The sequence below is a fragment of the Spongiactinospora sp. 9N601 genome (assembly GCF_044326295.1).
Lineage (GTDB): Bacteria > Actinomycetota > Actinomycetes > Streptosporangiales > Streptosporangiaceae > Spongiactinospora > Spongiactinospora gelatinilytica.
Genome location: NZ_JBIRBB010000014.1, coordinates 118596 through 138051 on the forward strand (window position 1 = coordinate 118596; position 19456 = coordinate 138051).

18 protein-coding genes are annotated in these 19456 nt (G+C 72.0%); 11 read left to right on the forward strand and 7 right to left on the reverse strand.

Annotated features, from left to right (window positions below; translation table 11 throughout):
• Positions 1-114: 114 nt before the first annotated feature.
• Entirely contained in the window at positions 115-933 is an 819-nt protein-coding gene (locus ACH34R_RS30655) for an NTP transferase domain-containing protein (protein ID WP_397564998.1), read from the forward strand.
• A 229-nt stretch (positions 934-1162) separates the two neighbouring features.
• Here ACH34R_RS30655 and ACH34R_RS30660 read toward each other — a convergent pair whose 3' ends face one another.
• Positions 1163-1474 (reverse strand): DUF3099 domain-containing protein, encoded by a 312-nt coding sequence (locus tag ACH34R_RS30660; RefSeq protein ID WP_111169833.1) that lies wholly within the window; start codon positions 1472-1474, stop codon positions 1163-1165.
• A gap of 55 nt (positions 1475-1529) precedes the next feature.
• Between ACH34R_RS30660 and ACH34R_RS30665 the strand changes: the two genes are divergently transcribed.
• Entirely contained in the window at positions 1530-1742 is a 213-nt protein-coding gene (locus tag ACH34R_RS30665) for a dodecin (protein WP_111169827.1), read from the forward strand.
• Between the two features lie 92 nt (positions 1743-1834).
• Here the strand turns inward: ACH34R_RS30665 and ACH34R_RS30670 are convergent, their stop codons facing one another.
• Complete coding sequence (locus tag ACH34R_RS30670) at positions 1835-3205, reverse strand: metallopeptidase TldD-related protein (protein WP_397564999.1); 1371 nt, start codon at positions 3203-3205, stop codon at positions 1835-1837.
• Complete coding sequence (locus tag ACH34R_RS30675) at positions 3205-4698, reverse strand: TldD/PmbA family protein (RefSeq protein WP_397565000.1); 1494 nt, start codon at positions 4696-4698, stop codon at positions 3205-3207. Before ACH34R_RS30675 ends, ACH34R_RS30670 begins: the two co-directional genes overlap by 1 nt.
• Before the next feature lie 77 nt (positions 4699-4775).
• On the opposite strand from ACH34R_RS30675, the gene fabG reads away from it, so the two are divergent.
• Complete coding sequence (gene fabG, locus ACH34R_RS30680) at positions 4776-5480, forward strand: 3-oxoacyl-ACP reductase FabG (protein ID WP_397565001.1); 705 nt, start codon at positions 4776-4778, stop codon at positions 5478-5480.
• Position 5481: 1 nt separating this feature from the next.
• On the forward strand, positions 5482-6246 hold the full coding sequence (gene fabI, locus ACH34R_RS30685; RefSeq protein WP_397565002.1) for an enoyl-ACP reductase FabI: 765 nt from the start codon (positions 5482-5484) through the stop codon (positions 6244-6246).
• Positions 6247-7039: 793 nt separating this feature from the next.
• Here the strand turns inward: fabI and ACH34R_RS30690 are convergent.
• Both ACH34R_RS30690 and ACH34R_RS30695 read right to left on the reverse strand, forming a co-directional pair.
• The gene (locus ACH34R_RS30690; RefSeq protein ID WP_397565003.1) at positions 7040-7987 is read right to left on the reverse strand and encodes a hypothetical protein; all 948 of its coding nucleotides are present in this window, start codon (positions 7985-7987) and stop codon (positions 7040-7042) included.
• A 227-nt stretch (positions 7988-8214) separates the two neighbouring features.
• Positions 8215-9159, reverse strand: a complete 945-nt coding sequence (locus tag ACH34R_RS30695) for an aldo/keto reductase (protein WP_111171726.1) — start codon at positions 9157-9159, stop codon at positions 8215-8217.
• A gap of 227 nt (positions 9160-9386) precedes the next feature.
• Here ACH34R_RS30695 and ACH34R_RS30700 point away from each other — a divergent pair, with 227 nt between their 5' ends.
• The 5 genes from ACH34R_RS30700 to mshC all read left to right on the forward strand — a co-directional run bounded on the left by ACH34R_RS30700 (position 9387) and on the right by mshC (position 13615).
• Positions 9387-10088 carry a histidine phosphatase family protein gene (locus tag ACH34R_RS30700; RefSeq protein WP_397565004.1) on the forward strand — a complete coding sequence of 234 codons (702 nt, stop codon included), beginning with the start codon at positions 9387-9389 and terminating at the stop codon, positions 10086-10088.
• A gap of 9 nt (positions 10089-10097) precedes the next feature.
• Positions 10098-10649, forward strand: a complete 552-nt coding sequence (locus ACH34R_RS30705; RefSeq protein WP_397565005.1) for a DUF3090 domain-containing protein — start codon at positions 10098-10100, stop codon at positions 10647-10649.
• 106 nt (positions 10650-10755) lie between these two features.
• Entirely contained in the window at positions 10756-11511 is a 756-nt protein-coding gene (locus ACH34R_RS30710; protein WP_397565006.1) for an SCO1664 family protein, read from the forward strand.
• Positions 11512-11583: 72 nt separating this feature from the next.
• Positions 11584-12327 carry an NRDE family protein gene (locus tag ACH34R_RS30715; RefSeq protein WP_397565007.1) on the forward strand — a complete coding sequence of 248 codons (744 nt, stop codon included), beginning with the start codon at positions 11584-11586 and terminating at the stop codon, positions 12325-12327.
• A gap of 64 nt (positions 12328-12391) precedes the next feature.
• A complete protein-coding gene (gene mshC / locus ACH34R_RS30720; protein WP_397565008.1) occupies positions 12392-13615 on the forward strand; it encodes a cysteine--1-D-myo-inosityl 2-amino-2-deoxy-alpha-D-glucopyranoside ligase in 1224 nt (407 codons plus the stop codon).
• On the opposite strand, the gene def is transcribed toward mshC, so the two are convergent.
• A complete protein-coding gene (gene def, locus ACH34R_RS30725) occupies positions 13616-14092 on the reverse strand; it encodes a peptide deformylase (RefSeq protein WP_397565009.1) in 477 nt (158 codons plus the stop codon). It abuts the gene before it with no gap.
• A gap of 105 nt (positions 14093-14197) precedes the next feature.
• Positions 14198-15052, reverse strand: coding sequence for a PAC2 family protein (locus ACH34R_RS30730; RefSeq protein ID WP_397565010.1), 855 nt, complete (start codon positions 15050-15052; stop codon positions 14198-14200).
• Positions 15053-15225: 173 nt separating this feature from the next.
• Between ACH34R_RS30730 and metH the strand changes: the two genes are divergently transcribed.
• Together metH and ACH34R_RS30740 are read left to right on the forward strand one after the other, a co-directional pair.
• Positions 15226-18690, forward strand: a complete 3465-nt coding sequence (gene metH, locus ACH34R_RS30735) for a methionine synthase (protein ID WP_397565011.1) — start codon at positions 15226-15228, stop codon at positions 18688-18690.
• Positions 18683-19351 carry an HAD family hydrolase gene (locus ACH34R_RS30740; protein WP_397565012.1) on the forward strand — a complete coding sequence of 223 codons (669 nt, stop codon included), beginning with the start codon at positions 18683-18685 and terminating at the stop codon, positions 19349-19351. The genes metH and ACH34R_RS30740 overlap by 8 nt, the downstream gene beginning before the upstream one ends.
• The last annotated feature ends 105 nt before the right edge of the window (positions 19352-19456 follow it).

Below are 19456 nucleotides of genomic sequence, written 5' to 3' on the forward strand. Positions count from 1 at the left end.
GTGGGCCCGGGAGCGGGCCGATCGGCAGGCCCGGCGTCGGGCACATCGGCGGATATAGGAACGGGCGCGGAGGGCGGACCCGGGGAGGGCTCGGCGGTGGGTACGGGAACGGGTGTGCCTGCCGGTACAGGGGCCGTTCACGACGCCGTGATTCTGGCCGGAGGGGGCGCACGGCGGCTTGGCGGGCGTGACAAGCCCGCGATGGTGGTGGCCGGTCGTACGCTGCTGGAGCGGGTGGCGGACGCCGTGCCCGAGGCCGGTCGGCTCATCGTGGTCGGCCCGTCGCGGCCCCTGCCCGGCGCGGTGTTCACGCGCGAGCATCCGCCCGGGGGAGGGCCGGTGCCCGCGCTACGGGCCGGGCTGGCCGAGGTCACCGCGCCCTGGCTGGCGCTGCTCGCGGCCGACCTGCCGTTCCTGACCGGCGCGCACGTTCATGGCCTGCTGGCCGCGGCCCAGGGCCGCGCCGGGGCCGTCCTGCTCGACGCCGGGGGCCGCGAGCAGTGGCTCGCGGGCGTCTGGCGCACGGCGGCGCTGCGCGAGGCCCTGGCCGCGTACGACGGACGCTCGCTGCACGGCCTGCTGGCCCCCCTCGCCCCGGCCGGCCTGGCGCTTCCGGGCACCCCGTGGTTCGACTGCGACACAATGGACGACCTACGGCAGGCCAGACAAGGAGCAGAGATGAACGTGCTGGCGGAATGGACCGCCCTGGTGTGCGCCGAACTCGGCCTCGACCCCGGCCGCGTGGACCGCGACCTGGTGCTCGACCTGACCAAGGACGTGGCCCACGGCGTGGCCCGCCCGGCCGCGCCGCTCACCGCCTACCTGCTCGGCCTGGCCGAGGGGCAGGGCACCGCCCCCGCCGACGCCGCCGAACGGCTCGCCGCGCTCGCCCGCGCGTTCGAGCGGCGGGAGGCGGACAACACGGCGGAGTGAACGGGCGCCGGGCGGTCGCACCTTGACCAGGGAAACCAAAGAATTCTCATAAACGCGAAGAAAGTCCCGGAAAAGGGCGACGCCGGGTGGTTACGGGGGCAAACCACCCGGCGTCGCGTCATCGGCGTTCCGACGGGGGCCCGGAACGCCGGCACCAGCGCCCTGACGGGGGACCAGAGCGCTTGGCTAAAGCGTACACCTACTACCCATAGGATGCGTCAAGACTTAGTCACGACCCGATCTCACGACGGTGCCTTGGTATCTCGTTTTGGTTAGGCCCGGCGTCCTCCGGCTCCGGAGTGTCGCCCTTGCCCCGCTCGTTGGCCCCGATCACGGCAACGTACGGCAAAAAGATCGCGCCGGCGATGAATAGCGCTCTGATCGGCCAGGGCGTGTCCAGCACCACGGCCAGCACGAGGCAGATGGTCCTGATCGCCATCTGGATGAGGTAGCGCTTCTCCCGGCGGCCGATGTCCTGGGTGAGCGAGGGCCGGGCGTCGGTCACGGCGTGCACGATCGGCCTGCGGTGCCACAGCTTCACGTTATCCACGGTAGACCTCCGGTCCGGTGGGTGCGATCGCGGGCATCATGATGGGATGACGGATCGAACGTATCGGGTGACGGAGATAGTCGGCACTTCGGGGGAGAGCGTTGATCAGGCCATCCGAAATGGAATACTGCGCGCTTCCCAAACGCTGCGACATCTCGACTGGTTCGAGGTGACCGAGATCAGAGGCGACATAACGGACGGTCAGGTGGGCCGCTTCCAGGTGGGCCTGAAAGTCGGGTTCCGTCTGGAAGACGCCTGAAGATCTTTTTCCAGGCCCGCCAGGGCCGCGTGCCGTGACCGGTCCCGCCCTGGGCGCGTGCGCGGGGCGGGACCGGCGGAAACGGCGTCGGGTCAGCTCGCCTGGCTGACCGTGGACATGTTGAAGTCGGGCACCCGGACCGGCGGCATGATCGTGCGGGTGAAGTAGTCGTTCCACTCGCGCGGCACGGTCTGCCTGCTCGCCCCGACCTCGCTGAGCCGGCCGAGCAGGTCCACCGGGCTCTCGTTGAACCGGAAGTTGTTCACCTCGCCGACCACCTCGCCGTTCTCCACCAGGTAGACCCCGTCCCTGGTGAGCCCGGTGAGGAGCAGCGTCTGCGGATCCACCTCGCGGATGTACCACAGGCAGGTGAGCAGCAGGCCGCGCTCGGTGCCGGCGATCATCTCCTCCAGCGAGCGCCCGCCCTCCGGCCCGGTCATGATCAGGTTGTCGATGGGCGGCGTGGCGGACAGCCCGGTCAGCTCGGCCGAGTGCCGCGTCTGGAGCAGGTTGACGAGCCTGCCCTCGGAGATCCACTCGGTCGGCGAAAGCGGCAGCCCGTTGTCGAAGACCGAGCTCTCCCGGCTGGAGGCGTGCGCGACCACGAACGGCGCGCACTGGATGCCCGCCGCCGCCGGATCGCTGTAGAGGCGCACCGGCACCTGCGACAGCGTCTCGCCGACCCGCGTGCCCCCGCCCGGCGCGGAGAACACCGTGCGGCCGTCCGCGGCGTCGCGGGCCCCCGCCGACCAGTACAGGTAGACCATCAGATCGGCGACCGCGGTCGGCGGGATGATCGTCTCGTACCGCCCGGCGGGCAGGTCGATGCGCACCTTGGCCCAGTCGAGCCGCTGGGCCAGCGAGGCGTCGAGCCCCGCCACGTCGATCCCCGCGAAATCGGGCGTGGCCAGGCCGGTCCACGCCGAGCGCTTCATGTCGGGCGACTTGGCGTTGAGCTCAAGGCGGCCGGTGGGCTGGTCGTGGCGTACTCGAAGACCGCTGGAGGATCCCACGAACGTGCTGGTGAGGGTGTGCTCGGCGAAGCCGTACAGCCGCCTGCCGCCGGACTCCGCCGTGGCGAACGCCTCGCCCAGCGCGGGCGCCAGCTCGTTGAAGACGCCGATCGAGGTGACCGTGGCCGGTTCGGCCCAGTCGCCCGAGGAGCGGGCGTCCACCAGCGGGCGGGCGTCTTCGGCCGGCTGCGCGTCACGCGCCGCCGCGTCGGCCGCCGCCACGACATCGGCGAGCCGCTCCTGCGAGCGCACGCCGGCGCGCGAGACCACCCCGACGCCCTGCCCGGACACCGAGATCACCGTCAGCCGGGCGCTGCGCGCCACCCCGTTGGTGGTCAGCGTGTTGCCGGCGAAGCGCAGGTTGGCGGTGGAGCCCTCCTCCACGATCACGACACGGTCGTCTGCGCCGTCTCGCGCGAGCGCCCGCTCGACCATCTCCTGCGGGGTCATCACTTGCCACCCTCCTGCACGGTGTTGAGGATCCGCACGCCGCGGAAGAGCGCCGCCGGGCAACCGTGGCTGACCGGCGCGACCTGCCCCGGCTGCCCCTTGCCGCAGTTGAACGCCCCGCCGAGCACGTAGGTCTGCGGCCCGCCGACGGCCTCCATCGAGCGCCAGAAGTCGGTGGTGGTGGCCTGGTAGGCCACGTCGCGGAGCTGACCGTCCAGCCTGCCGCCGGTGATGCGGTAGAAGCGCTGGCCGGTGAACTGGAAGTTGTACCGCTGCATGTCGATGGACCAGCTCTTGTCGCCCACGACGTAGATGCCCCGCTCGACCCCGGCGATCAGCTCCTCGGTGGAGGGGCCGCCCTCGGCGGGCTTGAGCGAGACGTTGGCCATCCGCTGGATCGGCATGTGCCCGGGGGAGTCGGCGAAGGCGCAGCCGTTGGACCTGCCGAAGCCCTTCATCAGGGCCATCCGCCGGTCCAGTTGGTAGCCGCTCAGCACGCCGCCGCTGACGATGTCGAACTCCCGGGTGGCCACGCCCTCGTCGTCGTAGCCGATGGTGGCCAGGCCGTGCTCGGCCGTACGGTCGCCCGTGACGTTCATCACCGGCGAGCCGTAGACCAGCTCACCGAGCTTGTCGAAGGTGGCGAAGCTGGTGCCCGCGTACGCCGCCTCGTAGCCGAGCGCCCGGTCCAGCTCGGTCGCGTGACCGATGGACTCGTGGATCGTCAGCCACAGGTTGGACGGGGCGATCACCAGGTCGTACTCGCCCGCCTCCACCGAGGGCGCGGCCAGCTTCTCGGCGAGGTGGCCGGGCAGCTCGGCCAGCTCGGTCGCGAAGTCCCAGCCGGTGCCGGTGAGGTACTCATACCCCCGCCCGGCGGGCGGCGCGAGGGTGCGCATCTCCTCGAAGCGGCCCTCGGCGGCCTTCATCGCGGTCAGCGCCGGGTGCAGCCGCACGCGCTGCTGGGTGGTGACCGTGCCCGCGCTGTCGGCGTAGAACTTCTGCTCCTTGACCTGCATCAGGGACGCCTGCACGTGGTCGGCGTGCGCGAGCAGCCCGCCCGACCAGTCGGCCAGCAGCGCGACCTTGTCCGCGAGCGGGACCTCGAAGGGATCGACATCGTAGGCCGACACCCACGTCACCTCGCCGTGGACCGGCTCGGGGGCGAGCTCGATCGGCTCCCGGTTGACGGCCGCGGCCACCGTGGCCACCTCGACCGCCTGCTCGGCGACCCGCGCGGCGGCCTCCGGGGTCAGGTCGATGCCGGCGGCGAAGCCCCACGTGCCGTCCTTGACGACACGTACGGCATAGCCCAGATCGTCGGCGTCCATTGCGCCTTCCAACCGGGCGTCGTAGAGACGAAGGGTTTCGGCACGCACGCGTTCGAGCCGGAAGTCGGCGTGCTCGACGCCGAGGTCTCCGGCGCGCTGCAACGCCGCGTCCGCAAGCCGCCGCAGGGGCAGCGCGAGGAAATCTGGATCGATCTGGCGCATGTCAACGATCCTAACCGTGTGATCTTGTCCTTCCCGGACAACCCGGCTACCGGCCGGTAGGCGCTAACGTCGCTTCCATGAGTCGTTCTGTTCTCGTCACCGGCGGCAATCGCGGCATCGGCCTCGCGATCGCCCGTGAACTGGCCGCCGGCGGTGACGCCGTGGCGGTGACCTACCGCTCGGGTGAGCCCCCCGAGGGACTGTTCGGCGTCAAGTGCGATGTGACGAGCGCGGCCGACGTCGATGCCGCGTTCGGCAAGGTGGAGGCCGAGCAGGGCCCGGTCGAGGTGATCGTGGCCAACGCGGGCATCACCAAGGACACCCTGCTGGCGATGATGAAGGAGGACACCTTCACCGACGTCATCGACACCAACCTGACCGGCGCCTACCGCGTCGCCAAGCGGGCCACCCGCGGCATGCTCAGGCTCAAGCGCGGTCGCATGATCCTGATCTCCTCCGTGGTCGCCCTGTCGGGCTCGGCCGGGCAGACCAACTACGCGGCCTCCAAGGCGGGGCTGATCGGCTTCGGCCGCTCGCTCGCCCGCGAGCTGGGCTCGCGCGGGATCACGGTCAACGTGGTGACCCCCGGCTTCGTCGAGTCCGACATGACGGCCCAGTTGGACGAGGCCCGCCAGGAGCAGATCCGCAAGAGCATCCCGCTGGGACGCTACGCCGCCCCGGCCGAGGTCGCCCGGGTGGTCAAGTTCCTGGCAAGTGACGAAGCGGCCTACATCACCGGGGCGGTCATCCCGGTCGACGGCGGCCTGGGAATGGGGCACTGAAGTGGGAATTCTCCAAGGCAAGCGCATCCTGGTCACCGGCGTCCTGACCGACTCCTCCATCGGGTTCGCGGTGGCCAAGGTCGCCCAGGAGCAGGGCGCGAGCGTCGTGCTGACCGGGTTCGGCAGGCTCAGCCTGGTCGAGCGGATCGCCAAGCGGCTGCCCGAGCCGCCGCCGGTGCTGGAGCTCGACGTCCAGGACACCGGCCACCTCGACTCCCTGGCCGACCGCGTGGGCGAGCACCTGGACGGCCTGGACGGCATCGTCCACTCCATCGGCTTCGCCCCGCAGTCGGCGCTGGGCGGCAACTTCCTCAACACCTCGTGGGAAGACGTGGCCACGGCGGTGCACATCTCGACCTACTCCTTCAAGTCGCTCGCGGTCGCCTGCCTGCCGCTGATGAAGGAGGGCGGGTCGATCGTCGGCCTCGACTTCGACGCCAGCAGGGCCTGGCCGGTCTACGACTGGATGGGCGTGGCCAAGGCCGGCCTTGAGTCGTGCGCCCGGTACCTGGCCCGCGACCTCGGCCCGCAGGGCATCAGGGTCAACCTGGTGGCCGCGGGGCCGCTGCGCACGATGGCCGCCAAGAGCATCCCGGGCTTCGCCGAGTTCGAGGAGTCCTGGCCCTCCCGTGCCCCCCTCGGCTGGGACCTCGCCGACACCACCCCCACCGCACGCGCCTGCGTCGCGCTGCTGTCCGACTGGTTCCCCGCCACCACCGGCGAAATCGTCCACGTCGACGGCGGCGTCCACGCCGTCGGCACCTGACCTTCCCCTCTCCGTTCGGGCCCGGCATACCCCCGGGCCCGCCCTGCCACGATCACGGCGCACCGCTTCCCAGATCCCTTGGGAGCGTCCTTGCGGCGGCGATTCACATCACCCGGACGTCGTGCGCCATGGCGTGCCCTGACACCGCCTCAAGGTGATGCCGGCCCGGGTTCCTCGGGCGAGACGGGTGGTGGTACTTCGCGTGGGCCGGAGATGAGCGCGGAGTGTGCCGCCCTGAGTTCAGTAGGTACTGCCGTCCCACGGTCGTGGTGTGCCGCTTTCCCGGGTTCCTCTGGCGCGGCGATGGCGGGTGCCTGCGGTGGTGCTTCGCGCGGCGTCGGCCGGAGGTCGTTCCGGCCCACTGGTTATGGCGCACCCTGGCATCGGTCGATGCGGCCGTTCAGCGGCGCGCTGTGCTGCTTTCCCGGGTTTCTCGGGAGGCGACGGAGGTGAGCCCGGGGAGTGCCGGTTCGCTGGAACTGTGGCGTGCCCTGGCACCGGCCGGCCCGGCCGTGCAGCGGCTCGCGGTCCTGCGGGGGTGCCGCTTTCCCGAGTTCCTTGGGGGCGGCGATGTGGGGTGTCTGTGGTGGTGCTTCGCGTCGGCCGGAGGTCGTTCCGCCTTGCTGGGGTGTGGCGTGCCCCGGCATCGGCGGGTGCGGCCGCTCGGTAGCCCGCGGACGCCGATCGCGTCCTGTGGAGTGGTGGAACTTCCCGCGGCCGGAGGTGAGTGCGGGGTGCGGGGGCTCGCGGGAGTGCGGGCGGGGGCCGGGCCCGGGTGCGAGGTGGGAAAGGGTCAGGCGAGTTTGTGGTGGCCGTTGCGGGCCCGTACGGGGTCGAAGGGCATCGACTCGGGGTGCTCCTCGCGGGCGCGTCTGGTGTGGCTGATCCGGGCCGCCAGGATGGCCGACAGCAGCAGCGCCGCGGTCAGCGCCGTGCCGAGCACGTCGGACCGCCGCGCCGGGCGCATGATGGGCTTGGCGTCCCGCATCTGCGGCAACCGCTCGGTGTACGGCCACAGCGGCTCGAACCTCGGCCGCTCCGGATCCACCGTCTTGGCCTTGGTCCGGCGGCCGGTGTCGGTGAGCCGGGGACGCGGGCCGGGCGGCACCGAGGGCCGTACCGGGGCCAGGCCGATCTCCTCGCGGTCCCGCCCGTCGCGTTGCGAGGGCACGGGCGTGGGGATCGGCGAGTCCGTCGGCCCCGGCGTGGCCGTGGGCCAGGGCGTCTGCCGCTCCGCCGAGGTGGTGGGGGCGGGCGTGGTCGTGCATCCCGGCGGGCCCGTCAGGCACGGGCCCTCGGTCTCCAGCAGGGGCGGCTCCTCGCCGCGGGGCCCGAGCGACGGCTGCGTCGGGCGGGGGCTCGGCGGACGCTCCGTGGGCGCGACGTCATTGTTCCCGTCGTGCCCGTGACCGTGCCCGTTGCCATGCCCGTTGCCGTTCTTGCCGCCGCCATGCTCGCCGTCGTCGCGCCGTTTGCCGCCGTGCAGCTTCTCTCCCGTGTCGTCGATCTTCTTCGTGAGCGGCTTCAGCTTGTCGCCGGTCACGTTGTCCACCACGTCGGTGACGCCGTCGACCAGCTCGCACACTCCTCCGGTCAGGTTGGAGACCAGCCCGCCGTTGCCTCCCGGGTCGCAGTCGCCGCCGGGTAATCCCGCCGCCGGCGGTGCCCCGGCCGCGACGCCTCCCAGCGCGAGCACCAAGGCGCCCGCAGAGACGGCGGCCTTCCGCCTTCCCCTCCCCATGGAACTTCCCCTCCGCCTCACGCCATGGCGCGCGGCGCGCACCCGCTCGTGTCCAGGTCGTTGCTCCGCGCCCGCTATGGCAGCCATCCGTGGGTTACCCCTCAGTCACCCGGTTGACAGTTTTGTGAACTCGCCCGAATTTTCAGCGGAAAGTTGCGATTCGGTATCGACTAGTGATACGTGAGGTCGGCTCTCGTATCCCGCTGGGGCTCGGGCGTGACATGTGCTCAGTCCGCAGAGACGTCGTCAAGGGCTTCCCTGATCTCCCTCGGCAAAACGAGTTCCTCCGCCTCCAGCACACCCGTGAGCTGCGCGTCGGTCCGCGCGCCCACGATCGCCGAGGCGACTCCGGGCTGGTCGCGCACCCAGGAGAGCGCCACCGCCAGGGGCGAGACGCCGAGACCCTCCGCCGCGGTCGTGACCGACTCCACCACGCGCCGGGACCGCTCGTCCAGGTAGGGACGGACGAACTCGGCGAAATGCGGGGTCGCCGCCCGCGAGTCGGCCGGGATGCCGGTGCGGTACTTGCCGGTGAGCACCCCGCGCCCGAGCGGTGACCAGGCCAGCACGCCCGCGCCGACGAACTCGGCGGCGGGCAGCAGCTCGCGCTCGGCGTCTCTGGCGAGCAGCGAGTATTCGGCCTGGACCGCCACGATCGGGGCGTGCCCCGGCGTCGCGCGCTGGGCGACGCCCGCCGCGGCGACCTGCCACCCCGCGTAGTTGCACACTCCCGCGTAGGCCGCGCGCCCGGAGGACACGATGGCGTCCACGGCCGCCAGCGTCTCGTCCAGCGGCACCTCGGGGTCGAACGCGTGTAGCTGCCACAGCTCCACGTCATCGACGCCCAGCCGGGCCAGGGAGGAGTCGACCGCCGCCAGGAGGTGCCGGCGGGAGGCGTCGCAGGGCCGCCCGCCCTCGGGCGTGAGCACCGCCTTGGTGGCGATCACCACGTCGCAGCGCGGGACGACGTCGCGCAGCAGCCTGCCGAGCAGCCGTTCGGAGTCGCCCCCGGAGTAGACGTCGGCGGTGTCGACGAGCGTGCCCCCGGCCTCGGCGAACGTGCGGAGCTGCGCCGCCGCCTCCTCCGGGCCGGTGTCGCGTCCCCACGTCATCGTGCCGAGGCCGAGACGCGAGACCGAAAGCCCGCTCCGCCCGACATAGCGCTGCTCCATGATCAGGCCAGATTACCGTCAGCGGCCTGTCCGCGTGGTAGAGCCTCATGCCCTGGTATGGGCCTCGGCGAGGCCGATGTCGCGAAGGCCGATGCCCCTTTTCCCCACCCGGCCCCTACACCGCGCCATCACCAGGCCCCCGTACCACGCCCATACCGTGCCACAGCCGCAGTCCGTTGTGGGGCGTGGGTGCCCGGAAGGGGGCGGCACGACCTAGGCTGGACGGCGTGACGACGCTGTTGCTGGCCCGGCACGGGCTGACCGAGCTCACCGGTCCGGTCCTCGCGGGCTGGACCCCGGGGGTCCATCTGAGCGAGGCGGGTGCGGCGCAGGCCAAGGCGCTCGGCGAACGGCTGGCCGGGCTCGACCTCGACGCGATCGTCAGCAGTCCGCTGGAGCGCTGCCAGGAGACCGCCGAGGCCGTGGCCGCGGGGCGTACGGGCGTGCGCGTGCAGACCGACGAGCGCTTCGGGGAGTGCCGCTACGGCGAGTGGACCGGCAGGCCGCTGAAGGAGCTGGCCGGCGACCCTCTCTGGCCGGTCGTGCAGGCCCACCCGAGCGCGGTGACGTTCCCCGGGGGAGAATCCCTCACCGCCGTGCAGCATCGCGCGATCACCGCGGTGCGTGAGTGGAATGCCCGGCTTGGTGCTGAAGGCGTATATCTGGTGTGCAGCCACGGCGACGTGATCAAGGCTATCGTGGCCGACGCCCTGGGGCTCCATCTCGACCAGTTCCAGCGGATCATCGCAGATCCGGCCTCGCTGACCGCGATCCGCTACACCCCGCTGCGGCCCTTCGTCCTCAGGCTCAACGACACCGGGGGCGACGTGGCCGGTCTGCGCCCGCCGCCCGACGCAGAGCACAAAGACGGGGGAGAAAACTCCACCGGGAGCGACGCCGCTGTCGGCGGCGGCGCCGGAAGCACGTAAGGTCAGGCTATGCCGGTCTTCGACTACGACTCACCGGAGAGGTTCGTGGCCGGTGCCGTGGGGCAGCCGGGAGCACGCGCCTTCTACCTCCAGGCCCGCGAGGCCGGGCGGCTGACGACGGTGGCCCTGGAGAAGTTCCAGGTGGCCGCGCTGGCCGACCGCCTCGACGAGCTGCTCGACGAGGTGCTGCGGATGAGCGGCGGCGCCTCGCGGGTCCCCGCCATGGCACCGGCCGACCTGACCGACAACGCGCCGCTCGACCTGCCCATCAGCGAGGATTTCCGGGTGGGCACCATGGCCCTCGCCTGGGACGAGGACGCGGGCCAGGTGGTGATCGAGGCGCAGGAGGTCACCGATGAGGAGGACCTCGACCCTTCCGAGCCGGCGGTGCTGCGGGTGCGCGTGAGCGCCGGCGTCGCACGGGCCTTCACCAAGCGCGCGCTCGCGATCGTCGCCGCGGGCCGGCCGCCGTGTCCGCTGTGCGGCCGCCCGCTCGACGCCGACGGGCACGTCTGCGTTCGTCTCAATGGTCATCGGGGCAGCCTTCAGGGGGGTGCGTGAGCGAGAGATCCATCGGTGCCCGCGTGCGCGATGGGCTCCGTGTGCCGGGAGGATCACGTGTTCGGGGGGGTCGCCGCGCACGCGCGGCACGGGCGGAGGAGAGCTCATGACGGCCGAGGGCGAGTCCGCCTTGCGAGCGCAGCCGGTGCTGGACGACGAGACGGCGCTGCGGCTGCTGCGCGAGGGCCGGCTGGAGGTGGCGGGCCGGCTGGTCGAGGCCAGCAACATGACGCTCTACTGCACGGTGCGCCTGGGCGACCTCAGCGCCGCCTGCGTCTACAAGCCGGTACGCGGCGAGCGCCCGCTGTGGGACTTCCCGGACGGCACGCTCGCCTCCCGTGAGGTGGCCGCCTTCGAGGTCTCCAAGATCACCGGATGGCGGATCGTGCCGCCCACCGTCTACCGCGACGGGCCGTTCGGCCCCGGCATGTGCCAGCTCTGGATCGACGCCGACGACCAGGTCGATCTCATCGCGCTGATCCGCAGCCGGCACCCGGGCCTGCGCCGGATGGCGGTCTTCGACGCCGTCGTCAACAACGCCGACCGCAAGGGCGGCCACCTGCTGCCGCTGGCCGACGGCCACGTCTACGGCGTCGATCACGGCGTCTGCTTCTCCCACGAGGACAAACTGCGCACGGTGCTGTGGCAGTGGCGCGGCAAGCAGCTTCCCCGCGAGGCGGTCAACGTGCTGGGCCGGCTGCACCGCGAGCTGGAGAACGGCAGGCTCGGCCGCCGGCTGCGCGAGCTGCTGACCCTGCCCGAGCTGGCCGCCACCCAGGCCAGGGTGGCCCGCCTCATCGAGACCGGCCTGCACCCCAACCCCTCCGAGGACTGGCCCGCCATCCCCTGGCCGCCGATCTGACCCCCGCCCGCGGCGATCCGGGCAGCGGCGGCGTAGCCTGCACAGGACGCGCGGGAGGGAAGGCGGACGCGGATGTGCACGGTGGTCGTCGGCTTCGCGCCGGAGGAGGAGGCCCCGGTGATCCTGGCCGGGGTCAGGGACGAGCTGGAGGGCCGCCCCTGGACACCGCCGGGCGAGCACTGGCCCGATCACCCCGGCGTGCTCGGCGGGCGCGATCTGCGGGCGGGCGGCACCTGGCTGGCGGTCGATCCGGCGGGCGTCCGGGCCGCCGCGCTGCTGAACGGCCGCGGCGTTCTCGCGCGCGACGACATCCGGCGCTCCAGAGGCGACCTGCCGCTGCTCGCCCTGCGCCGCGGTGACCTGCCCGACGTGGACCTGTCCAGGTACGACCCGTTCCACCTGGTGCTCGCCGAGCGCTCGGAGGTCCGGATGTGGCACTGGGACGGCGGCCGGCTGGCCGCGGACAAATTCCCGCCCGGCACCCACATGATCGTGAACAGCGGCTGGGAACAGGGCACGGACAACCCGCGGGTGGCCCACTTCCGCCCCCGGTTCGCCGCCGCCCCGCGCCCCGGCCCCGCCGGCCCGGCCACCCCGGCCGCCTACTGGGGGTCTTTGCTGGGGCTGGCCGCGGGCGACGGCCTGGCCACGTCCGACGAGCGGGCCATGATCGTGCGCAGCCGGCTGCCCGGCGGGCAGGTCTGGGGCTCCTCATCGGTCACCCTGCTGGCCCTGGCCCGCAACGGCGTGCGGTACGACTTCTCCGCCCGCCCCGCCGACCCCGCCGCCTTCCGCCGGGTCCTGCCCGCGCCCTGAACGCCGCTCCTGCATCCCAGGTGGCGGTGCCGATGCGCGTGTTACGCACAAGTAGGCTCAGGGCATGCGATCGTGGTCTGCTCCCAAGCTCTCCAGGCTCCCCGGCCAGGGTGAGGTCCCGCGCCTGCACGACACCGCGGCGGGCGAGGTCCGCCCGACCCGGCCGGGTCCCACCGCCCGGATGTACGTCTGCGGCATCACTCCCTACGACGCCACCCACATGGGCCACGCCAACACCTACCTGGCGTTCGACCTGCTGAACCGGGCCTGGCGGGACGCCGGCCACGACGTGAGTTTCACCGAGAACATCACCGACGTGGACGACCCGCTGCTGGAACGGGCCGAGCGGGACGGCCAGGACTGGCGGCGGCTCGCGGCCAGGGAGATCGACCTGTTCCGCGCCGACATGGAGGCCCTGCGCATCCTGCCGCCCAGCCGCTACGTCGCGGTCACCGAGGTGATCGGCGAGGTCGCGGAGCTGATCGAGCGGCTGCGCGACAAGGGCGCGACCTACGAACTGGACGGCGACGTCTACTTCAACGCCGACGCCGCCCCCAAGTTCGGCGCGGTCTCCGGCTACTCCGAGGAGCGGATGCTCGCCCTGTTCGGCGAGCGCGGCGGCGACCCCGCACGGCCGGGCAAGCACCACCCGCTGGACTGGGTGCTGTGGCGGGCCGAGCGGCCGGGAGAGCCCGGCTGGGACTCCCCGTTCGGCCGGGGCAGGCCGGGCTGGCACATCGAGTGCACCGCCATCGCCCTGGCCGACCTCGGCCCCGGCTTCGACGTGGCGGGCGGCGGATCCGACCTGATCTTCCCGCACCACGAGATGGGCGCCTCCGAGGGGCACGTGGCGACCGGCGAGTGGCCGTTCGCCAAGGCGTACGTCCACGCGGGGATGGTCGGCCTGGACGGCGAGAAGATGTCCAAGTCCAAGGGCAACCTGGTGTTCGTCTCCGCGCTCAGGCGGGAGACCGACCCGATGGCGATCAGGCTGGCCCTGCTGGCCCGGCACTACCGCGCCGACTGGGAGTGGACCGGCGGGCAGCTCACCGAGGCGCGGGAGCGGCTGGAGCGCTGGCGGCGGGCCGTGGCGCTGCCCGCGGGCCCCGCCGCCGAGCCCGTGCTGGCGGAGGTCCGCGCCCGGCTGGCCGACGATCTGGACGCCCCGGGGGCCCTGGCCGCGATCGACTCCTGGGCGCGGGAGGCGGCGGCGGACGGCGGCACGGACGATCGGGCCCCGGCGCTGATCCGCGAGATCGCCGACACCCTGCTCGGGGTCGCGCTCTGATCAGGAGCCGGCGGCCTGGAACCTCTCCCGCTCCGCGGCGGGCAGGTGGTCGATGAACAGCACGCCGTCGAGGTGGTCGGTCTCGTGCTGGAGCACTCTGGCGAGCACGCCGAGCGCCCGCACGGTGACCGGCTTGCCGTACATGTCGCGGCCCCTGGCGGTCACCGCGTAGGCGCGCTCCAGGGGCCACCACTGGCCGGGCGCCGACAGGCACGCCTCGTCGGCGACGACCTTGCGCGAGGAAGGCTCCAGGCGCGGGTTGACGATATGGCCGGACTTGCCGTCGTACTCGTAGACGACCACCCGCGCGGAGATCCCGATCTGCGGCGCGGCCAGGCCCGCCCGCCCGGACCCCGCGCGCATGGTGGCGGAGAGCTGCTTGACGAGCGTGCGAAGCTCGCGGTCGAAGGCGGTGACCGGCTCGGCCGTACGGCGGAGCACGGGATCGCCGAACAGGCGGATCTGCTGGAGGGTCATTCGCGTCTCCCCGCGGCGATGACTGACGAGCATCCGATTGCCGTTATCGTTCGTCCCCACGCCCGGCGCGCCCCAACCGCGGAGCGGGGCGCCGGCGCGCGCCGGTCAGCCCTCGCCGCCGTGGTCGCGCCGCCGCAGATAGCGCTCGAACTCCGCGGCGATGGCGTCGCCGCTGGCCTCGGGCAGGTCGGCGGCGTCCTTGCGCTCCTCAAGCTCCCTGACGTACTCGGCGACCTCGCTGTCCTGGGAGGCCAGCTCGTCGACGCCGTGCTCCCAGGCCCGTGCCTCCTCCGGCAGGTCGCCGAGCGGCATGGGGATGTCGAGCAGGTCTTCGGCCCGGCGCAGCAGCGCCAGCGTGGCCTTGGGGTTGGGCGGCTGGGCGACGTAGTGGGGGACCGAGGCCCACAGCGAGACCGCGCGCAGCCCGGCGGCGCCGAGCGCCTGCTGCAGGACCCCCACGATGCCCGTGGGGCCCTCGTAGCGGGTCAGCTCCAGGTGGATCTGCCGGGCCAGCCCGGGATCGGTCGCCGCGCCCACGATCGGCACCGGACGGGTGTGCGGGGAGTCGTTGAGCAGCGCGCCGAGGATCACGGCCAGCTCGACGCCGAGCTCCCGGCACAGCAGCACGATCTCCTCGCAGAAGGACCGCCAGCGCATGTTCGGCTCGATGCCGCGCAGCAGCACGACGTCGCGCTCGACGCCGGGCGGCCTGGCCACCGAAAGGCGCGTGGTCGGCCATGTGATGGAGCGGTTCTGGCCGTCGGTGAGCTCGACGATCGGCCGGGTGACCTGGAAGTCGTAGTAGTCCTCCGGGTCGAGCGCGACCAGTGGGGTGGCCTTCCACGCCCGCTCAAGATGGCCGAGCGCGCCGCTGGATGCCTCACCCGCGTCGTTCCACCCCTCGAACGCGGCGATCAGCACCGGATCGACGAGCTCGGGGAGCCCTTCGAGCTCGATCACGCGCCGCCTCCTCTCCGCTGTACTGCGCTAAGCCTATGCGTTGAGGGGCCCCTTGGTGCCATACGGCCGGTAGTACCGTGAGCGTTCGGCGGGCGTCGCCGATACCGTGGGACCACCGTAGGAGTGCGGCTCCCTCGACCGATCCTCCAGGGGATCGCACTAAGCTTGAGCCCATGACAAGCCGACCGTCCTTGCGTGCAGTCATGTCCCAGCGCGTCGTGGTGGCCGACGGGGCGATGGGCACGATGCTTCAGGCCCACGACGTGACACTGGACGACTTCGAGGGCCACGAAGGCTGCAACGAGGTCCTCAACGTCACCCGGCCGGACATCGTGCGGTCGGTGCACGACGCCTACTTCGAGGTGGGCGTGGACTGTGTGGAGACCAACACCTTCGGCACCAACCTCGCGGCGCTCGGCGAGTACGGCATCGCCGAGCGGGTCTATGAGCTGGCCGAGGCGGGCGCCCGGCTGGCCCGCGAGCGGGCCGACGCCTGGAGCACCGATGAGCGGCCCAGGTTCGTGCTCGGCTCGATGGGCCCCGGCACCAAGCTGCCCACCCTCGGGCACGCGCCGTTCGCCTCGCTGCGCGACGCCTACCGCGACAACGCCGCCGGGCTGATCGCGGGCGGGGCGGACGCCCTGATCATCGAGACCTCCCAGGACCTCCTCCAAGTGAAGGCGGCGGTGATCGGCGCGCGGCGCGCCATCGCCGACGCCGGCCGCGACGTACCGATCATCGCCCAGGTGACCATCGAGACCAACGGGGCGATGCTGCTCGGCTCCGAGATCGGCGCGGCGCTGACCGCGATCGAGCCGCTCGGCGTCGATGTGATCGGCCTCAACTGCGCGACCGGCCCGGCCGAGATGAGCGAGCACCTGCGCTACCTGTCCCGGCACAGCCGGCTGGCGCTGTCCTGCATGCCCAACGCGGGGCTGCCGCAGCTCACCTCCGACGGCGCGCGCTACCCGCTGAGCCCCGGCGAGCTGGCCGACGCGCACGGCGCCTTCACCCGCGACTACGGGCTGTCCCTGGTCGGCGGCTGCTGCGGCACCACCCCCGAGCACCTGCGCCAGGTGGTCGAGCGGGTGCGCGGCGCCGAGATCGCCGAGCGGCGGCCCCGCCCCGAGCCGGGCGCCGCCTCCCTCTACCAGCACGTCCCGTTCCGCCAGGACACCTCCTACCTGGCGATCGGCGAGCGGACCAACGCCAACGGCTCCAAGGCGTTCCGTGAGGCGATGCTCGCCGAGCGGTGGGACGACTGCGTGGAGATGGCCCGCGAGCAGGCCCGCGACGGGGCGCACATGCTCGACCTGTGCATCGACTACGTCGGCCGCGACGGCGTCGCCGACATGAAGGAGCTGGCCTTCCGGTTCGCCACCGCCTCCACGCTGCCGATCGTGCTCGACTCCACCGAGCCGGCGGTCCTTGAGGCCGGGCTGGAGCTGATCGGCGGGCGCGCGACGATCAACTCGGTCAACTACGAGGACGGCGACGGCCCCGACTCCCGCTTCCAGCGGGTGATGCGGCTGGTGCGCGAGCACGGCGCGGCCGTGGTGGCGCTGACGATCGACGAGGAGGGCCAGGCCCGCACCGCCGAGTGGAAGGTCCGGGTGGCGACCCGCCTGATCGAGTCGCTGACCCGCGAGTGGGGCATGCACGTCGGCGACATCATCGTCGACTGCCTGACGTTCCCGATCGCCACCGGCCAGGAGGAGACCCGCAGAGACGGCCTGGAGACCATCGAGGCCATCGCCGAGCTCAAGCGCCGCTACCCGGGCGTGCAGACCACCCTCGGCGTCTCCAACGTCTCCTTCGGCCTCAACCCGGCCGCCCGGATCGTCCTCAACAGCGTCTTCCTCAACGAGTGCGTCAACGCCGGGCTCGACTCGGCGATCGTGCACGCGTCGAAGATCTTGCCGATGGCCCGCATCCCCGACGACCAGCGCCAGGCCGCGCTGGACCTGGTCTACGACCGCAGGCGGGAGGGGTATGACCCGCTGGCGCACTTCATGGAGCTGTTCGAGGGCGTCGACGTGGCCGCGCTGCGGGCCGGCAAGGCGGCCGAGCTGGCCGGGCTGCCGCTGTGGGAGCGGCTCAAGCGCCGCATCGTGGACGGCGAGCGCAAGGGCCTTGAGGCCGACCTGGACGAGGCGCTGGCCCAGCGCCCGGCGCTGGAGATCATCAACGACGTGCTCCTCGACGGCATGAAGACGGTCGGCGAGCTGTTCGGTTCGGGGCAGATGCAGTTGCCGTTCGTGCTCCAGTCGGCCGAGGTGATGAAGACCGCCGTCGCCTACCTCGAACCGCACATGGAGAAGGTCGACGACGGCGGCAAGGGCCGGATCGTGCTGGCCACGGTCAAGGGCGACGTCCACGACATCGGCAAGAACCTCGTCGACATCATCTTGTCCAACAACGGCTACGAGGTGGTCAACCTCGGCATCAAGCAGCCGGTGACGGCGATCCTGGAGGCGGCCGAGGACAAGAACGCCGACGTCATCGGCATGTCCGGGCTGCTGGTCAAGTCCACCGTGGTGATGAAGGAGAACCTTGAGGAGATGAACTCCCGGGGCATCTCCACCCGGTTCCCGGTGCTGCTCGGCGGTGCCGCGCTCACCCGCGCCTACGTCGAGCAGGACCTCGCCGACGTGTTCCAGGGCGAGGTCCGCTACGCCCGCGACGCGTTCGAGGGCCTGCGCCTGATGGACGCCATCATGGCGGTCAAGCGCGGCGAGGACGGCGCGCGCCTGCCGGAGCTGCGCACCCGGCGGGTCAAGACCGGCGCGGCGCTGGACCGCACGCCCGAGGAGGAGATGCCCGCCCGCTCCGACGTGGCCGCCGACAACCCGGTGCCCACCCCGCCGTTCGTCGGCGACCGCGTGGTCAAGGGCATCGCGCTGGGCGACTACGCCGCGTTCCTGGACGAGCGGGCGACGTTCATGGGCCAGTGGGGGCTCAAGCCCGCGCGCAGCGGCTCGGGGCCCTCCTACGAGGAGCTGGTGGAGACCGAGGGCCGCCCGCGGCTGCGCATGTGGCTCGACCGGCTCCAGACAGAGGGTCTGCTCGAAGCCGCCGTGGCCTATGGCTACTTCCCGTGCGTCAGCGAGGGCGACAACCTGATCATCCTCGACGACGCCGGCAACGAGCGGACCAGGTTCACCTTCCCCCGCCAGCGCCGCGACCGGCACCTTTGCCTGTCCGACTTCTTCCGCTCGCGCGAGTCCGGCGAGACCGACGTGATCGCCTTCCAGGTGGTCACCATGGGCAACCGCATCGCCGAGGCCACCGGTGAGCTGTTCGCCAAGGACGCCTACCGCGACTACCTGGAGCTGCACGGCCTATCGGTGCAGCTCACCGAGGCGCTGGCCGAATACTGGCACGCGCGGGTGCGCTCGGAGCTCGGCATCGGGGGCCAGGAGTCGCTGGATGACATGCTGAAGGTCAACATCCGCGGCTGCCGTTACTCCTTCGGCTATCCTGCCTGTCCCAACCTCGAAGACCAGGTGCAGGTGATGGAGTTGCTCGACCCCGCCCGGATCGGGGTGAACCTGTCGGAGGAGTTCCAGCTCCACCCCGAGCAGGCCACCTCGGCCCTCGTCGTCCACCATCCCGAGGCCAAGTACTTCAATGTCTGAGCTGCCCGGGGCCGTCTTCTTCGACATGGACGGCCTGCTCGTGGACACCGAGAAGGTCTGGTTCGAGGTCGAGGCCGAGGTGATGAAACGCCTCGGCGGCTCCTGGGGGCCCGAAGACCAGGAACACCTCGTGGGGGGCTCGCTGCCCTCCACGGTGGCCTACATGCTCAAGACCTCCGGCGCGGACACCGAGCCGGCGGAGGTCGGGTCGTGGATGCTCGCCGGGATGACCGCCAGGCTCCGCGAGGGCGGCGTCGAGATGATGCCCGGCGCCGCCGCGCTGCTGCGCTCGGTGCGCGCCACGGGCGTGCCCACGGCCCTGGTGACCTCCTCGGCCCGCGCGGTGGCCGAGGTCTGCCTGGAGGCCATCGGCCGCCACTTCTTCGACCACGTGGTCACCGGCGACGACGTCTCGCGGACCAAGCCCGACCCCGAGCCCTACCGGCTCGCCGTGGCGCTGGCCGGGGTCGAGGCGCGGCGCTGTGTGGTGCTCGAAGACTCACCGAACGGCGTCACCTCGGCCACCGCCGCCGGGTGCCGCGTGGTCGCGGTGCCGAGCCTGCTGCCCATCCCGCCGGCCCCCGGCCGGATGATCGCCGGTTCGCTGACCCAGGTCGATGTGGCGCTGCTCGCCAGGGTGGCCACCCCCAGCGATCCCTGATCGTCCCCCTAAGGGCCCGATCGCCGATCAATCCCCCTCCGGTAGGAGAGGAGGGGGCGCTTTCGCGTGCCAGGATGGTAGGGACGAAGCGATACGAGGGGGCGG

Coding starts and splice junctions, on each gene's coding strand:
- ACH34R_RS30665 (WP_111169827.1), top strand. CDS start 1,530: ATGACGGATCGAACGTATCGGGTGACGGAGATAGTCGGCACTTCGGGG.
- ACH34R_RS30670 (WP_397564999.1), bottom strand. CDS start 3,205: ATGACCCCGCAGGAGATGGTCGAGCGGGCGCTCGCGCGAGACGGCGCA.
- ACH34R_RS30675 (WP_397565000.1), bottom strand. CDS start 4,698: ATGCGCCAGATCGATCCAGATTTCCTCGCGCTGCCCCTGCGGCGGCTT.
- fabG (WP_397565001.1), top strand. CDS start 4,776: ATGAGTCGTTCTGTTCTCGTCACCGGCGGCAATCGCGGCATCGGCCTC.
- ACH34R_RS30690 (WP_397565003.1), bottom strand. CDS start 7,987: ATGGGGAGGGGAAGGCGGAAGGCCGCCGTCTCTGCGGGCGCCTTGGTG.
- ACH34R_RS30695 (WP_111171726.1), bottom strand. CDS start 9,159: ATGGAGCAGCGCTATGTCGGGCGGAGCGGGCTTTCGGTCTCGCGTCTC.
- ACH34R_RS30705 (WP_397565005.1), top strand. CDS start 10,098: ATGCCGGTCTTCGACTACGACTCACCGGAGAGGTTCGTGGCCGGTGCC.
- ACH34R_RS30710 (WP_397565006.1), top strand. CDS start 10,756: ATGACGGCCGAGGGCGAGTCCGCCTTGCGAGCGCAGCCGGTGCTGGAC.
- ACH34R_RS30715 (WP_397565007.1), top strand. CDS start 11,584: ATGTGCACGGTGGTCGTCGGCTTCGCGCCGGAGGAGGAGGCCCCGGTG.
- mshC (WP_397565008.1), top strand. CDS start 12,392: ATGCGATCGTGGTCTGCTCCCAAGCTCTCCAGGCTCCCCGGCCAGGGT.
- def (WP_397565009.1), bottom strand. CDS start 14,092: ATGACCCTCCAGCAGATCCGCCTGTTCGGCGATCCCGTGCTCCGCCGT.
- metH (WP_397565011.1), top strand. CDS start 15,226: ATGACAAGCCGACCGTCCTTGCGTGCAGTCATGTCCCAGCGCGTCGTG.
- ACH34R_RS30740 (WP_397565012.1), top strand. CDS start 18,683: ATGTCTGAGCTGCCCGGGGCCGTCTTCTTCGACATGGACGGCCTGCTC.